The sequence below is a fragment of the Dinghuibacter silviterrae genome (assembly GCF_004366355.1).
Classification (GTDB): Bacteria; Bacteroidota; Bacteroidia; order Chitinophagales; family Chitinophagaceae; genus Dinghuibacter; species Dinghuibacter silviterrae.
Genome location: NZ_SODV01000001.1, coordinates 2,189,491 through 2,205,970, shown reverse-complemented (window position 1 = coordinate 2,205,970; position 16,480 = coordinate 2,189,491). Strand labels below are relative to the sequence as shown.

General features: G+C 56.7%; 13 protein-coding genes. 9 read left to right on the top strand and 4 right to left on the bottom strand.

The window, feature by feature from the left end; all coding sequences use genetic code 11:
* From EDB95_RS09875 to EDB95_RS09850, 6 genes are all read left to right on the top strand, one after another.
* Window positions 1-2,739: an MGH1-like glycoside hydrolase domain-containing protein gene (locus EDB95_RS09875; RefSeq protein ID WP_211352068.1), complete on the top strand. Its 2,739-nt coding sequence runs from the start codon at window positions 1-3 to the stop codon at window positions 2,737-2,739.
* 94 nt (window positions 2,740-2,833) lie between these two features.
* Window positions 2,834-3,574 carry a class I SAM-dependent methyltransferase gene (locus tag EDB95_RS09870; protein WP_133993125.1) on the top strand — a complete coding sequence of 247 codons (741 nt, stop codon included), beginning with the start codon at window positions 2,834-2,836 and terminating at the stop codon, window positions 3,572-3,574.
* An 81-nt stretch (window positions 3,575-3,655) separates the two neighbouring features.
* On the top strand, window positions 3,656-6,724 hold the full coding sequence (locus EDB95_RS09865; protein WP_133993123.1) for a SusC/RagA family TonB-linked outer membrane protein: 3,069 nt from the start codon (window positions 3,656-3,658) through the stop codon (window positions 6,722-6,724).
* 18 nt (window positions 6,725-6,742) lie between these two features.
* Entirely contained in the window at window positions 6,743-8,173 is a 1,431-nt protein-coding gene (locus EDB95_RS09860; protein WP_133993121.1) for a RagB/SusD family nutrient uptake outer membrane protein, read from the top strand.
* 92 nt (window positions 8,174-8,265) lie between these two features.
* Window positions 8,266-8,940, top strand: coding sequence for a response regulator (locus EDB95_RS09855; RefSeq protein WP_133993119.1), 675 nt, complete (start codon window positions 8,266-8,268; stop codon window positions 8,938-8,940).
* Between the two features lie 98 nt (window positions 8,941-9,038).
* Window positions 9,039-9,968, top strand: a complete 930-nt coding sequence (locus EDB95_RS09850; RefSeq protein WP_133993117.1) for a hypothetical protein — start codon at window positions 9,039-9,041, stop codon at window positions 9,966-9,968.
* Between the two features lie 71 nt (window positions 9,969-10,039).
* Here EDB95_RS09850 and EDB95_RS09845 read toward each other — a convergent pair whose 3' ends face one another.
* The 4 genes from EDB95_RS09845 to EDB95_RS09830 are packed head-to-tail and all read right to left on the bottom strand — an operon-like array spanning window position 10,040 to window position 13,660.
* Window positions 10,040-10,564 (bottom strand): hypothetical protein, encoded by a 525-nt coding sequence (locus EDB95_RS09845; protein ID WP_133993115.1) that lies wholly within the window; start codon window positions 10,562-10,564, stop codon window positions 10,040-10,042.
* A gap of 18 nt (window positions 10,565-10,582) precedes the next feature.
* On the bottom strand, window positions 10,583-11,101 hold the full coding sequence (locus tag EDB95_RS09840) for a hypothetical protein (protein WP_133993113.1): 519 nt from the start codon (window positions 11,099-11,101) through the stop codon (window positions 10,583-10,585).
* 16 nt (window positions 11,102-11,117) lie between these two features.
* Window positions 11,118-11,636 (bottom strand): hypothetical protein, encoded by a 519-nt coding sequence (locus tag EDB95_RS09835; protein ID WP_133993111.1) that lies wholly within the window; start codon window positions 11,634-11,636, stop codon window positions 11,118-11,120.
* 41 nt (window positions 11,637-11,677) lie between these two features.
* Window positions 11,678-13,660 carry an LTA synthase family protein gene (locus tag EDB95_RS09830; protein ID WP_133993109.1) on the bottom strand — a complete coding sequence of 661 codons (1,983 nt, stop codon included), beginning with the start codon at window positions 13,658-13,660 and terminating at the stop codon, window positions 11,678-11,680.
* A 108-nt stretch (window positions 13,661-13,768) separates the two neighbouring features.
* Between EDB95_RS09830 and EDB95_RS09825 the strand changes: the two genes are divergently transcribed.
* The 3 genes from EDB95_RS09825 to EDB95_RS09815 are packed head-to-tail and all read left to right on the top strand — an operon-like array spanning window position 13,769 to window position 16,473.
* Window positions 13,769-14,362, top strand: a complete 594-nt coding sequence (locus EDB95_RS09825) for a phosphatase PAP2 family protein (RefSeq protein WP_133993107.1) — start codon at window positions 13,769-13,771, stop codon at window positions 14,360-14,362.
* A complete protein-coding gene (locus EDB95_RS09820) occupies window positions 14,359-15,666 on the top strand; it encodes a hemolysin family protein (protein ID WP_133993105.1) in 1,308 nt (435 codons plus the stop codon). The genes EDB95_RS09825 and EDB95_RS09820 overlap by 4 nt, the downstream gene beginning before the upstream one ends.
* The gene (locus tag EDB95_RS09815) at window positions 15,667-16,473 is read left to right on the top strand and encodes a hypothetical protein (protein ID WP_133993103.1); all 807 of its coding nucleotides are present in this window, start codon (window positions 15,667-15,669) and stop codon (window positions 16,471-16,473) included. It abuts the gene before it with no gap.
* The last annotated feature ends 7 nt before the right edge of the window (window positions 16,474-16,480 follow it).

Here is a 16,480-nt window from a genome sequence, read left to right as displayed (position 1 = left end):
ATGAACGAGGAACAAGCACGGCTTTCCGATCCCACTTGGAAAAAATGGGGCCCCTACCTTTCCGCCCGCCAATGGGGCACCGTCCGCGAGGACTATAGCGAAGGCGGCGATGCATGGTCCTTCACGACCCACGACATGGCGCGCAGCAAAACCTACCGCTGGGGTGAGGAGGGGATCGCGGGATTTTGCGACGACCAGCAATTGCTTTGTCTGTCGCTGGCGCTTTGGAATGAAAAGGACCCCATTCTGAAAGAAGTCTATTTTGGTTTGTCCAATAAGGAGGGCAATCACGGGGAAGACGTCAAGGAACTTTTCTACTACCTGGATGGGACACCCACCCATTCGTATATGAAGATGTTGTACAAGTACCCCCAGTCGCCCTTCCCTTATGACCAGATCCGGAGGGAAAATGCGGCCCGCACCCGCAACGACCCGGAGTTCGAGCTGATGGACACGGGGGTCTTCGATAAGGACGAGTACTTCGACGTCTTTGTGGAATACGCCAAAGCCGGACCGGAAGACATCCTGATCCGCATTCATGTCGAAAACCGCGGTCCGGAGGCCGCCGCGCTGCGGGTCTTGCCGACGGCCTGGTTCCGGAATACCTGGAACTGGGGGTACGACGCCTACAAACCGGTCTTCGACCTGGCTGGGGACGGGCGGGTCTCGGTGTCCCACCGAGACCTGAAGGGCTACTACCTGTACGCGGAAAACCCCGCGGAATGGCTGTTTTGCGACAACGAAACCAACACCCGCCGGTTGTACGGGTATGATGACCAACATGCTTTTCCAAAGGACGGGATCAATGATCATGTCGTGCAGGGTGCCCCCACCGTTAACCCGGGCAGGCAGGGGACCAAAGTAGCGGCGGCCTGGGCGTTGCACGTCGGGGCGGGTCAGTCCGCGACCGTCCGGCTGCGCCTGGCCAAAGCAGACTTGTCCGCACCCTTCTTTGGCTTTGACGACGTTATTACCCAAAGGATCGCCGAGGCCGACCGTTTTTACCAGGACTTGCAATTCGACATCGAGGCCGGGGAAAAACGGATGATCCATCGCCAGGCCCTGGCCGGCATGCTGTGGAACAAACAATTCTATTACTACAATGTTCAGCACTGGCTGGACGGCGATCCTGCCCAGCCGGCCCCGCCCGCCGCGCGCAAAAAGGGGCGCAATTCGAACTGGAAACACGTCAAGGCGGTCCACATCATTTCCATGCCCGACAAATGGGAATATCCGTGGTTTGCGGCCTGGGACCTGGCGTTTCATACCATCGCATTTACGCTGTTGGACACTGCTTTTGCGAAGAATCAGCTGTATACCCTGACCCGGGAATGGTTTATGCACCCCAACGGCCAGCTCCCAGCCTATGAATGGAACTTCAGTGACGCCAATCCACCCGTCCATGCCTGGGCGGTTTGGAGGGTTTACCAGTTTGACGCCAAACAAAACGGCGGCAAAGGCGACCTGGCTTTCCTGGAAAAGCTTTTCCATAAACTACTGGTCAACTTCACCTGGTGGGTTAACCGTAAGGATGCCGAAGGAAATAACATTTTCGAGGGCGGCTTTCTGGGACTGGACAATATCGGCGTGTTCGACCGGGACATCGTGCTACCGCAGGGGCAGCTCGTGGAACAGGCCGACGGTACGGCCTGGATGGCCATGTATTGTCTGAACATGCTCCGGATATCCCTGGAACTGTCCAAGGCCAACAAGAACTATGTCGAAATGGCCAATAAGTTCTTCGCCCACTTCCTGTATATCGCCAGCGCCCTGGAATCCCTGGGGGATAACGGCGCGGGCTTGTGGGACGACGAAGACCAGTTCTTTTACGACCAGATCAGGGCCAAGGACGGAACCTCGAAACGCCTGAAGGTCCGTAGCCTGGTGGGGATGATCCCCTTGCTGGCGGTGGAGGTCATCGACGACAAATTGCTCCGGGATCAACCCGAATTCCAGGCGCGGATGAACTGGTTCCTGGAGAACCGGCCCGACCTGGCGAAACTGGTCTCCCGTTTCAACGAAAAAGGCGACAACGAAAAACGCCTCCTGGGCCTGGTCCGTATCCACCGGATGAAGGCTGTCCTGCAAAAGATGCTGGACGAGGCCGAATTCCTCAGCCCGCATGGCATCCGCTCGGTCTCGAAGTACCACCTCCAACATCCCTACCAGTTCCCCGTGGACGGCCAGATTTTGGAGGTCAAATACCTGCCCGCCGAAAGCGACAGTGCGCTCTTTGGCGGCAACTCCAACTGGAGGGGACCTGTCTGGATGCCCATCAATACCCTGCTGATCGAAGCCCTCCAGCGCTATCACTATTATTATGGGGACGGGTTGACCATCGAATGCCCCACGGGTTCGGGCCAGTACCTGAACCTCCACCAGATCGCCCAGTTGTTGTGCGACCGCCTGATCGGTCTTTTCCAAAGGGATGCCTCCGGCAGACGCGCGGTGTTCGGGAACCGGGATAAGTTGCAAAACGACCCACACTTCCGGGACTATATCCTGTACCACGAATATTTCCACGGAGACAACGGGACTGGTCTGGGGGCCTCTCACCAGACCGGCTGGACGGGGATGATCGCCAAGGTTATCCAGCCCCGCTGGCCGATGGGCGCTAAGGACGATATGATGCCCACCAAGGACGCCGCGCAGGAAGCGCATATTACGCCGCCCCCCGGGCCCGCCCACCAGGCGACCGCTGCGGTGGTCACGGCGGCGCATGAACCGGGCACCTCATAGCGGCGGCTGAGGTGCGGCGGCGATGGGCGCGTGGCCGCGCCCGCCGCGCGAGCCGCGCAAATATTTATCTTTAACCACAAACGAAACGCGAACGATGCCCCAAAGACCCTGGTTCAAGGACTGGTTCAATTCTCCTTATTACCACCTGCTGTACGCCGGGAGGAACGATCAAGAGGCCGCGGACTTTATCGACGCCCTGCTGGGGTATCTCCAGCCCAGGCCGGGTTGCCGGATGCTGGACGTGGCCTGCGGGCGCGGGCGGCACAGCCGTTACCTGGCCTCACTGGGGTTTGACGTCACGGGGATCGACCTGTCGCCAAAGAGCATCGAATACGCCAAGGCCTTTGAAACAGACCGGCTGCACTTTTACCAGCAGGACATGCGGCTGCCTTTTTGGATCCGCTATTTTGATTATGCCTTTAATTTCTTTACAAGCTTCGGGTATTTCAATACCCGGCGGGAACACGACAACGCACTCCGGACGATGTCTCAGTCGCTGACGGGAAATGGCGTCCTGGTGATGGACTACCTCAACAGCCGTTATTGGGAGAACCACCTCATCCACCGGATGGAACGCGAACAGGACGGCGTTCTTTTTCACATCACCAAATGGATGGACGAGACGCACTTTTACAAAAAGATAGAAATCGAAGACGATAACCTGGACCGTCCCCTGGAATTCACGGAGCGGATCGCCAAATTTTCTTTGGGGGACTTTACGGAAATGCTGGCCTTTCAAGGGATGCAGGTCAAGGACGTGTTTGGTGACTATGCGCTGGGCACCTATCGGATGGCGGAATCTCCCCGGCTGATCGTGGTCGCGCAGCGACAATAATTTGAAAAAACTAATTCCCCTTTAATCGGTTTCCAATCCCGGTTTAAGACCGCCCTAATGGGCCGGATCTAGCTTTGCCGCATGAAATATTCGATCACCACACTGCTATTTGCGGCATTCATCTTTTTTTTCTCACTGGCAAGTTCCGGTCAGCGCCGGTTGATCCGGGGCGTTGTCCTGGACAGCGCTTCGCGGCAGCCGCTGAGCGGCGCGACGATCCGGGGCAAAGGCGCCACTACGCTCAGCGGCGCTGACGGCGCCTTTGCCCTCACCACAACTGGGAAGACCCTGGTCTGCTCGATGGTAGGCTACAAGGACCAGGACGTTCTCCTAACCGACACGGGCGGCATGGTACAGGTCTTCTTAGCGGGCGATGTAAAATCCCTGAGCAACCTGGTCATCACCGGGTACACACAGCAAAGCAAAGTAAAGACCGTCGGGTCGCTTACCACCATTTCGGGGGCTACGTTGCAGGACGTGCCGGTCGCTTCGTTTGACGTCATGCTGCAGGGACGGGTCCCCGGCCTTTATGTCGGCACGCCGACGGGCCAGCCAGGGGAAGCGGGCAGGGTCACGTTGCGGGGCATGGGCTCCATCAACGGGAACGTACAGCCGCTGTATTTAGTGGACGGGGTCCAGGTGGCCAATACCATCTTTTCGGGATTGAACACAGAGGACTTTGAATCGGTGGTGGTGCTCAAAGACGCCGCCTCTACAGCCCAGTATGGGTCCAGAGGGGCCAACGGGGTCATCGTCATTACCACCAGGAAGGGGAAGGGCTGGGAGGATGGTAAGGTCCGGGTAGATTATAATACCTATTATGGGATCTCCCAGGTGAACAGCTCCCATGTGAACCCGATGAACACCAACCAGCGTCTGCAGTTCGAGGAAATCATCCAGGACCCTACGCTGCCCGGCTGGGCGTATTCCCCGAATAATCCCATCAAAATTGTCAACGGAGGGTCTTATGCCAAAACCGCCAGTGATTATGCATACGGCACATACGTCCTGGACAGTCTGCACAAGATCAATACCAATTGGGCGAAGGTCCTGCTCCGGACTGCGGTGACCCAGTCCGACCAAGTGAACATCTCCGGCAACAACGGGGGAACGAACTATTACCTATCGTTGGGCTATCTGAACCAACAGGGGATCGCCCTCAACTCAGGCATAGAACGGTACAGCCTCCGGGGCAACATTCAGAATACAAGCGGCATATTGAAAAGCACCCTAAACATAGGTGTTGTGCAGGCAAACATCCGCTATATCCAGGACGAGGGGACCGCGCCCACCGGGGGAGCCTCCGCGGGCGGAGGAGGCATAGCAGCCAATAACCCCATCGCCGACACCTACTTTGCGCTGCCTTACCAGAAGCCGGACGCGAACGCGACGGGGCCTAACGAATTTGGAAATGACGCCTTGAACGAATATGCCAATGCAGACCTGACGGACAACCAGTTGGAAGGGATCGCGTCCCTCAATGAGGTCCTGCGTCTGACCCATTCCCTACAGCTGACGAGCACCCTGGGGATGTCTTACCAACAGGACAGGATCACCGACTATCTGGCTCCGAACTCCTATTTCGGGCAGCAGGTGGCTACGGGCAATGCGGGTATGTACCAGGATAGCATCACCATGCGCTATCATTTGGTGGAAAACATAGGAGCCCGGTACTTCAAGCACTGGGGCAGCGCGAACGAGATAGAGGTCAACCTGCTGGGGGAAGCCAACCGGAACTACGGCACCTACAACGGCTATACGGGCTATGGACTGAACGCCCAGTTGGGCAGCAGCGCAGCGGCGATCACCCAGGGCAGCAGCACCAACAATTATATCCCCTTGGTGGCTGGGAGCACCCTGGTCAACAACCTGCTGCTTTCCCAGATCGCCCTGCTCCGGTATTCCTACGGGAGCAAGTATACCTTTACGGCAAGCCTGCGCCGGGACGGGTCTTCCCAGGTGCCCACGACCAACCGGTACATCAACTTGTACGCCCTGGGGGCCAAATGGAATATCCTGGAAGAGCCGTTTATGCGGGGAATCCGGTCTGCGGTGAGCGCACTGCGGATCCGGGGTAGCTACGGCTTGACCGCCAACGCCGGGGGATTCACCACCGACTTCGGGTACCAGATCCTGTACGCGCCCACCAACTACGGGGGCAGCACGGCGGTGATCCCCCAGTCCCCAGGCAATCCCAATTACAATTGGGAGATCAGCCACGTGGGGGATATGGGCATCGAATTCGGCTTCCTGGACAACCGGCTCTACGGAGAGGTAGACGGATACGACCGGACGACCAGCAACCTGTTCGTCAATCAAAACCTTTCCCTGACCACCGGCTGGCCCACCGTGGCCGCCAACCTGGGCAAAGTCCGGAATGTAGGCACGGAAATAGAGCTGAACGCGGACTTGGTCCGGAGAAGGGATCTGAAGGTGACCCTCGGGCTGAATTTTGCCTACAACAAGAACACCCTGCTGACCCTGGGCGCCGGTGAGCAAGAACAATTTGCCGATCAGGTCTCTATGAACCGGGTCGGGTATCCCCTTGGCACCTTTTATGCCGTGCGCTGGGGGGGAGTGAATCCCCAGACAGGGGCGCCCATTTACCTGGACATCAACGGCAAACCCACCAGTACCTATAATCCCGCCAATGCCGTGCCCCTGAAGTCCACCTGGGATCCTCCGTACAAGGGGGGAGTGACCCTGGGCGTAACCTATAAACGATTTGACGTCTCGGTGCTGTTCAGCTTTATCCGGGGTATGTCCCGCTTTAGCTATCCCTATTGGTATAGCCATGCGGCCGATCCCAACTACCGGATCTACAACCAGTCTGCGGACATGCTGGCGGTCTGGCAGAAAGCGGGACAGGTGACTCCATTCCAGGGGGCCTCGTACTACACCCAGCTCACCTCCCAGTATGTCATAAGTTCGGACTATATCAAGCTCCGGAATGTATCCCTGAGCTATTCGGTCCCCCTTTCCCCGGAGGCGAGCCGGTATGTCCGCGGTCTAAGGGTCTTCGTCAATGGTCAGAACCTGTACTCCTGGATGAAGTGGAAGGGCTATGACCCCGAGGACGCCAACGACATTGCCCAATACGAATACCCCATGCCGCGTACCGTCACGGCCGGCCTGAACGTATCCCTTTAACTGCAATAGAATAATATTATGAAGCGCTATACATTTCTCTCCGCGGCGATCCTGCTGTTTTGCTCCTGTAACAAGCTCATGAACAACATCCAACCCAAAGACCAGCTCAGCGGCAGCGTTGTCTATTCCAGCGTCAGTGAGGCCAACCTGGGGGTTCTGGGGGTCTATTCCGCCTGGGATCCGGAATATGTCAACCAGATCGGGTCGGAAGTGGCCGACGAATGCCGGATCGGCCTCGCTAATACCGGCGCAGGTCTCGCGGTGGGTATCTCGGGGCCGGGTCAGGTCCTGTTCCCCTGGGCCTTCTCCTCGCAGTCCTCAGAGATCCTGGCACCCTGGACGAACGGCTACGAGGTGATCAATGATGCCAACCTCGTGTTGAGCGCCCTTCCCGCTGTTCCCGTGACCAACACCAGCGACAGTCTGGAAAAACTGGAGCTCCAGGGCGAGCTGCTGGCGATACGTGCCTTTGCGCACTTTGACTTGTACCGGGTCTACGCCTACTCCGGGATTTATGATTCCACTGCCCTGGCAATACCCTATGTGACCACTACAAATATCTATAGCCTGCCCGCCAGGCCGGCCACCGGCGCGTTCTTCACCCAATTGAAAGCGGATATGTCCGCCGCGGAGTCCCTGATCGGGAGCAGTAACGGGTTGTACCGCATGAACCTGGTCGCCCTCTACGCCCTGGAAGCCCGGGTGGCCCTGTACACAGAGGATTGGACGACCGCGATCAGCCGGTCGGCCACGGTCATCAACGCGGTGCCTTTGGCCACCCAGGCCCAATTCCCGGCCACCTGGACGGACGCCGGGGCCTCGGAAGAAATATTCAGCCTGCTCCGGACCACCCAAAGCGTCGTCCGTCCCGGGGACCTTTGGTACAATATTCCCTACGGGGTTTATCTGTTCAATCCGGCCAAGGCCCTGATGAGCCTATATGATACTGTAAACGACGTCAGATACCACAGCTATTTTGCTACGGACTCCTCCCTGATTGCCAGTGGCGAATTGCCGGACATCATTGTCAAATACGAGGGCGCTGCCGGCGCCCGGAACGTGAACAACCTGAAGGTGTTGAGGACAGGGGAACAATACCTGATCCGCGCCGAGGCGTATGCCCAAAGCGACAACCTGTCCGCCGGAGCGGCCGACCTGAATATCCTGAGGGCTCAGCGGATCACGGGCTACCAGCCGGTCACATTTTCCAACAAGGCAAACCTGCTCGCGGCCATCTTCCAGGAAAGGTACAAGGAGCTGTGCTACGAAGGACACCGCTTATATGACCTAAAACGGGAAGGCGCGAATGTTCAACGGGCCACCATCGACCTGCCGCCCGGGGTGACCAATGGTACACTGACGTCTTCTAGCATGTACTATTACATTCCCATACCCCTGACAGAGGTGAATGCCAATCCCCATATATTGCCCAACAACCCCGGATGGTAAGCGATGTTAATGAATTCTAACCCGTTTTAAAACATTCTAATGCCGGCAGAAGCCCCGTCCGTCCTACTTTTGGGGCCAAATTCCGGACTCCGATGAATATCTTGTTGATCGAGGACAATCAGAAAATAGCAGAGCTGGTCAAAAAGGGATTCAGGGAACAGTCTCACAATCTGGACATTGTATACGATGGTATCCATGGATTACGGCAGGCACTGGACGACGAATACGACGTTGTCATCCTGGACCTGATCATACCCGGTCTGGATGGACTGGAAGTATGCAGGCGCATCCGCAGGTTTAAAAACGACCTGCCGATCCTGATCCTAACGGCCCTGGGCACTACCCTGGACAAGGTGAAAGGTTTTGAAAGCGGAGCAGACGACTACCTCACCAAACCGTTTCACTTCGACGAGCTGCTGGCGCGCGTCCAGGCGCTCTGGCGCAGAAGCCAGCGGATCACGCCGGAGCTGATCTACAAGGTCGCCAACCTCGAAGTGGACGCCTATAAAAAAACCGTCCACAGGGCCGGGAAGGAAATCAGCCTCACCGCCAGGGAGTTCGCGATGCTGGAATTGCTGATCATGAATAAGAACAGGGTGTTGTCCCGGATGTCGATTTCCGATGCGATCTGGGGCATCCACCAGCAAAAGAACACCAACATCATCGACGTCTACATCAACTACCTCCGGGCCAAGATCGACAAGGGTTTTAGCCCGCAACTCATCCATACGGTCATCGGGATGGGATATGTGCTGAGGGACGAATAAGACCAGACATTAAAACGGCATTAGTTTTCCTCTGGTAAGCGGGGCCTTTCTTTTGATGGGCCCCTTTTTTTTCTATTTTGTAGCCAAGATCCATCCTTATGAAAAAATATCTCGCTGTCCTTTTGGTAGGACTGCACCCTTTTCTTTCAGATGCGCAAGCCGCCCTTTCATTCAAAGACGCAAAGACGGAGATCGGTATCGACGCAGGGCCGTCCTTTTTCCTGGGAGACCTTGGCGGAAATTTCAAGGTGCGCAAGGGTTTTGTCGCGGACCTCAACTTCCCGTCGACGCGATATTTCGTAGGCGTCAACGGTCTCATTTACCCATCACCATGGCTAGGCCTGAGGGGCAGCCTGAACTTTGGGGAGCTGTATGGGAACGACGCCTATTCCAGTTCGAGTGACGACGGCCGCAAAATCCGGAACCTGGATTTCAGGACAACTATCTGGGAGGCCTTCGTGGGGCTGGAGGCCTATCCCCTGGACCTCATTTTCCCGGATGACGACGTACTCCCGATCCGGCCGTATTTCGTGGCGGGGGTGGGCGTCTTTCATTTCAACCCCCAGGGCACGTATAGAGATCCCACCACCGGTCAAACCACCTGGATCGACCTGAGACCCTTGCACACCGAGGGGGAAGGATTCGGACCCGGATTCCCCAAGGAATACAGCCTCTGGCAACCCAATGTCCCCCTGGGCGTAGGGGCCAGGATGGACCTCTCCGACAAGGTCTCCCTGGGCGGGGAGCTTCTGTACAGGGTCGTCTTTACCGGGTATATAGACGACGTACACAACAAATACATCGACCCCAGCCTGTTTTATCAACACATGCCCGCGGCCGAGGCCGCGATCGCGGCTGCCATGGCCAATAAAAGCACGGAGCCCTGGAACTGGTTCACCACCAGGGGAGATCCTAACCGGACGAATGCGTATTTCTCCCTTGTGCTCAGCCTGCGGGTGCAGTTGAGCGACGGTGGCTCGTGGTTTGAGCGGGCGAGCGCACAAACCCGGTGTCCCACAAGGTGGTAGCATGAAAAAGCCCGGGGTTTCCCCCGGGCTGGTTTCAAATCGGTAAGCACTGTACAACTGAATTTTCCGGACTATTGAAGTTTCGCCGAGAAAGATCCGTTTTGTATCAACAGCGAATCATTCGCGTTTAAGTCGAACAACTCCCCGCTAAACGTTCCGCTGATGACGTTCCCCTTGTTGGAAGTAATCGTCATTACGTCTGGATGCAGCACTGACGGATATTGGGTAGTGGTGCTGGCGTCCCTGTATTGATACCCCGTTTTCGCGTCCACGAGGAATACGTTCAGCACCTGCTCGGTTGCCGTGTCCGCCCAAAGGCCACTGTACTGATAGTTCCAGGGAGCGATGTTGCTGTAGACATTATTGTAACTAAGGGTGAAGGTGATCTCGGCAGTGTCCTTGGTGGCGGGCAGTACACCGGCGGCAACGATGGTAAATATGGTGGTCGTATCATACACGGCGGCGAATGTCGTGCTTTGACCATTGACGGTCATGCTTCCGGTTCCGAGGGAGTTGCCAGAGCTGCTTTTTTTGCAGGCGGTCATGGCGATGGCAAGGGCAACGATGACGGCCCCGCAACATTTCATGGATCTCATAGTGTTGGTTTTATGTGGTTATTGAAGTTTGACGGAGAATGATCCATTGGTCACCAGGAGCGAATCGGCGGCGTTTGTATTGTTATACAATTCCCCGCTGTAGGTGCCGGTCAGGACGGTCCCGTTGTTCGACGTAATTTGAACGATAAAGGGGTGAACAGGCGAAGGCATTCCGCTGGTAGGGTTGGCATCGGTATAGTCTTTGCCGTTCTTTGCGGTAATCTCAATCGATGCCGTCTGCACGGTAGCCGTGTCGGACCATAGACCGCTAACGGCGCCGTATCCGATGTTGACGTTGGGTTTGTAGAGCAGAATGCCCAGGGCGGCTGAATCACTGGTACTGGAAAATAGACCGGCGCCGGCCAGGGTTAGCAGGTAGGTCGTGTCGGCTGTCAAGACCATGGTGTTGCTTTGCCCTGAGACGCTAAAGGTCGTCGTACCAAGGGAGGCGGATGAATTACTGCTTTTTTTACTGCAGGCAGTCATAAAGAGCGCCAGGGCAAGGATGGCTGCCCCGTAACGGATAATGGATTTCATACTGTTTGTTTTGTGATTATTGGACTTTGAGGTAAAAGTTGCCGTTGGTCATCGTGATGGAGTCCGGCCCGTTGCCGCCTCCTTTATACCACGTCCCGCTGAATGTACCCTTAACAGTCGACTCGTCGCTGCTCGTGATGTCCACGACGAGGGGATTCGGCGGCGTTGTATAGGTCTTGGACATATAGTTGTCCAGGTAAGTCTCGTCCTTAGTACCCCATCGATCGAGGTTCCCGTACACCAGCAGCACACTGGATGTATCGGTCCACAGCCCATTGATATTCGTGAAGGGGTTGTTGTAGTTAGCTACGACGATTTGTAACAACGCCGTATCCTGGGTGCCCGGCCATAGGCCCTTGGCAATGATTTCTTCGCTAACGGTGTCATAGCCCCCGGTCAGATTGAAGACCTGGCCGTTCACGTCGAAGGACGCCGTTCCGAGCACCGGAGCCGGTGTGTTGTTGCTGCTTTTTGAACAGGAGAAGAGTGCAAAGAGAAGGATTCCGTAAAGGTAGGAATGCTTTACAGCTGTCATGATATTGGATTTCGCCAAAAATAGTATTTTTTTCTACTTTTTTAGGGATTCTTACGATTATTTAATAAAAGGTAGCGCGCGGTTTCATAAAACGCGTCGGTATAGTTCCTCAACCTGTTCTCCAGGCTGTCGGTAGCCTTGCCGGCCGGCAGCGGATCGTTCCCCCGGATGGACACCAGTTGTTCCTTGCCCCCGGTGAGTTGCCGGAGGTAGTAGTACCCGTTTTCCACCACCCCGATTTCCTTGGCGTCGTGGTCCATGATAAACGACACATTGGACGCGGTATCGCGTTCATGGAAAAGGTCGCGGCCCAGGGTCGTGTTCGTGTAGGCGGCACCCGTTAGGCCGGCGATGGACGGCAGGACGTCTACCTGGGAGCAGTTCATCGTATGCCGGGTGGGGCTCAGCAGCCCGGGTGCATAGAAAAGCAGGGGCACGTGGAAACAGGTCAGGGCCTGGTCCGTCCACGCCCTGGGGAGCATATCGCCCGCATCTCCCCTGATCCCATGGTCACCGATGAAGATAAAGATCGTATTCCGGAAATACGCTTCCTTTTGGGCGGTTTCGATCAGATAACGGTAGCAAAAATCGGTATACCGGAAGGCGTTGAGCTCTTCGTTTTGTTCGAACCCGTATTTGTGGAGGGTGTCCGGGGCATAACCGACTTCGTGAAAATCCTTGCGGTCTTCGGCCGGGATGGTATAGGGCCGGTGGTTGTCGGACGTTTGTATGATGGCGAAGAAGGGTTTGTCGCCGGGTTTGCTCAGCACCTTGTTCGCCTCCATAAAGAGGTTTTTGTCGCTGATCCCCCAAACGTCCAGACGGGGAGAGCTGTAGTCGTTCTCTTCGTACAGGTGAAGCCCCTTGAGGTTGTTTTCGAGCACGCCCCGGATGTTCGCCCAGCTGGCGCTGCCACCGATAAAATAATATTTCCGGTATTCGGACAGGTCGTTCAGGACGGAATGCTGGTCCACGGCCTGCGGATTGCGGCTGGACGTATTGTCGATGAGCACGTCGGGGATACCCGTCACCGTTGCCCAGACCCCGCGGGCGGTCCCGTAGTGGGGCGTGAAACAATGATCGAAGAACGCCCCCTGCCGGCAAAGGGAGTCGAAGAACGGGGTGGTGTTGAGCGGATTCCCCCACATGGAGCTTTTATACCCGCTAAAGCTCTCGCAGATCACCAGGATGACGTTCGGACGGTTCGTCCCGGTGGCCGGTACGGTCCGGGTAAAGTTTAGCCGGGCGCTGTCCGGATCGGTTACGCCCGTGTAGCTCGCCATCAGGGGATAATCCGCCTTGACGATGGTCTTGCTGTAGTTCTGCTTCCGGAACTTCATGGAGGAGAAAAAGCTTTGGAACGGGTTGAGCGCCAGTTGGGCCTCCCGGTCGCTGGACAAGGAAAAGGCGTCGCTCCAACGCAAGGGGTATTGACCGAGGTGGCCGAAGATCCCTCCGCCCAGCAGCAGGAAGATCAACACCCCCCAGGCCCAGGCGGCACCCCGGGAAGACCGTACGGGCGCATCCGCGAACTGGCGGTAGCCCCAGCGCAGCACGACCATGATCACCAGGGTCACCCCGACGATCAGGAGGAAAATCCGGATCACGGGATAGCTCTCCCAGATCATGTTCAGCGACGCCTCCGTATCGCTCATATACGACAGCACGCTGGCGTTGAGGCGTTGGGACAGGTACGCGTAGTGTTGGAAATCGAGGCTGTAGACAAACGTAAAAATGACCGCCGCCACCCACAGGAGAACAAACCAGACCACTTTTCCCAGCCGGGTGCGGAAGGGGTTGAGCCAGGGAAGGGATCCCAGCAACAGGAGGACGACACAAAGGATGCCGACGTCCCGGAGGTCGTAACGCACACCAAGCCAGAAAGCGGGGAGGGAGGTGCCAAAGGTTTGCTGGGGTGATTTATAGGCCACAAAAAGGGTAAGACGCGCAAGGCTCATCAGGACCAGGAACACCAGGGCGATAAAAACCAGCCACCGCATGTACCTGGGTAGGGAGTTAAACATATAAACAGATAATAATGAGTTAATATAACCTTATCTAAAAATTAATATCCAGGAAGCAAAATTCAGAAAACTCTTTGATTTGCAAAAATTTCGGATTTTTATAGCAGCATGGACCTCCTTCAGCAGATCATACACGCGGATTTTTCTTTGTTTAGGCTGGTCAACAGCCGCTGGACCAATGACTTTTTCGATCATGTTTTTATTTTCGCCCGCCAGGCTATGGTGTGGGCGCCCCTCTACCTGTTCCTGCTTTTGTTCGTGGTCCTCAACTTTCAATGGAAGGGCTGGTGGTGGGCGGTTTTCTTCTTAGCCTGTGTCGCCCTGACGGATGGAATATCCAGCCACATCCTCAAGGATGCGGTGGGGCGGCTGCGGCCTTGTATGAATCCTCTTTTAGCCGACCAGGTGCGGTTCCTGGCTAATTATTGCCCGAACAGCGGCAGCTTTACGTCTTCGCATGCCGCCAATCACTTTGGCATGGCGACCTTTATCGCCTGTACCCTGGGAAGGGAACACCGCTATTGGCGCTGGGCGTATGCCTGGGCCTTCCTGATCTCCTACGCGCAAGTGTACGTGGGGGTTCATTTTCCGCTGGATGTGCTGGGGGGCGCCCTGCTGGGGATGGGTGCCGGTAGTTTGTTGGCACGGATTTTCAACCGAAAGATCGGCCCCCTTTTCTTCACCAACCTCGCTTCTGAATGACCGACATCCTCATCATCTTTGGTTTGATGATCCTGAACGGCTTTTTTGCCATGGCGGAGATCGCCCTGGTTTCGGCGCGCAAAGCCCGGCTGGAAGCCCAGGCCGCCAAGGGCGACAAGGCCGCCCGCCAGGCGCTGGAGCTCGCCGGTCAGCCCGCACGCCTCATCTCCACCGTACAGATCGGTCTGACCCTGATCGGGATCCTGATCGGTAACCTGTCGGGGAGACAAATGGAAGCCGACCTGGAGGTTTACCTAAGGCGCTTTCACTGGATCGGCCGGTATACGGATGACGTCGCCACGGGGATCATCGTCCTGATCATCAGCTATTTCCTCCTGGTCCTTGGGGAGCTCGTCCCCAAACGCATCGGCCTGTCCGCCCCCGAAACCATCGGCAAGGCCCTGTCCGGGACCATGAGCCTGCTGTCGAGGTTTATGTTCCCCTTTACCTGGATGCTCACCAAGTCTTCCAACTTCCTGTACAGGGTGTTCCGCATCGACAACAGCGACAACCAGGTGACGGAAGATGAGATCAAGGCCATCATCAACGAGGGTACCGAACACGGCGCCATCGAGGAAGCCGAACAGGAGATCATCGAGCGGGTGTTCCACTTGGGCGACCGCAACATCACCTCGCTGATGACCCACCGCAGCGACATCGTTTGGTTCGACATGGCGACGCAGGTGCAAGAGGTCCGGGAGACGGTCCGCCAATCGACCCACTTCACCTATCCCCTTTGTGACCGGAGCATCGATGACATAAAGGGCATCGTCACGCTGAAAGATCTCTTCCGCGCCGAGCCTTCTACCCGCCTGTCGGAAATCATGCAACCCGCCTTATACGTCCCGGAAAACAATACCGCCTACCAGATCCTGGAAAAGTTCAAACAGGCCAAGATCCATTCCTGTTTTATCGTCGACGAATACGGCACCCTCCAGGGCATGGTCACCCTCAACGACATCCTGGAAGCCATCGTGGGCGACATGCCCGAGCCCGGCCAGGACGACTACGAGGTCCACCAGCGGAGCGACGGGTCCTTCTTAGTCGACGGACAATTGCCTTTTTACGACTTCATGCAATATTTCGACAAGCTGGAATGGATCGACACGGAAGAGATGGAATACGACACCCTCGCCGGTTTTATCCTCCACCAGTTGGAAAGGATCCCCTCCACGGGGGAGCTCCTGGAATGGAAAAACTTTACCTTCGAGATCGTCGACATGGACGGCCACCGGATCGACAAGGTCCTGGTCACCGTGAAACCGGAAACGAGCGAAGAAGACGAAGAACAAGAGAAAGAATAAATGCCTCCCATCCTGACCTATCTTGCCAAAAGGTTTGCCTATCCCCTTTTTCTCCGGGGCCAGGTAAATCCCGCACTCCAGGTGCAGCTCCGGTTGCTCCAGGCGTCCTATCGCGACCGCCCGGACCTGACGCTCGCCGAAAGGGAGGCCAACGTTTTTACGTATCATGGAGAGGACGGGCTTTTGCTGTTTCTCGTCACGCACCTGCCCTCCATCCCCCGGGTGTTTATCGACGTCGGCGCGGGGGACTGTGTCAAGGGCAACACCGCCTTGTACGCCGTCCACTTCGGATGGTCGGGTCTTTTTATCGACGCGGACCCGCGCAACATCGCCATCGGCCGGGCCTTCTACGGCAAGCTGGCCCTGACCAAATTTGCGCCGCCCCGCTTTCTTTGTACGACGGTGACACCGGGCAACGTTTCCTCGCTTCTCCCCGCCCAGGAGGTCGGTCTTTTGTCCATCGACATCGACGGGGAAGACTATTGGGTATGGGATGCCATTCACCAGGTCCGTCCCTGGATCGTCATCATCGAAGCCAAGATCGAATTGGGGGCTGCTTCTGTCGTCGGCCGGTATGGCACACGGGGAGGGGCCTCCGTGCCCGCGCTCTGCCGGCTGGCTGAGGCCAAAGGGTACGCTTTAGTGGCCTATAACCGTCAGGGTTATAACCTCATCTTCCTGCGCACGGACCTGCTGGGGGGGGCGCTACGGGCCCTTGATCCAGGGGCGCTGCTGGCGGATCCGGCCGTTGCCGCCTGTTTCTTATCCCCGGAGACGCTGAAGGGGCCGGATTACCTGGAGCGCTGACGCCCGG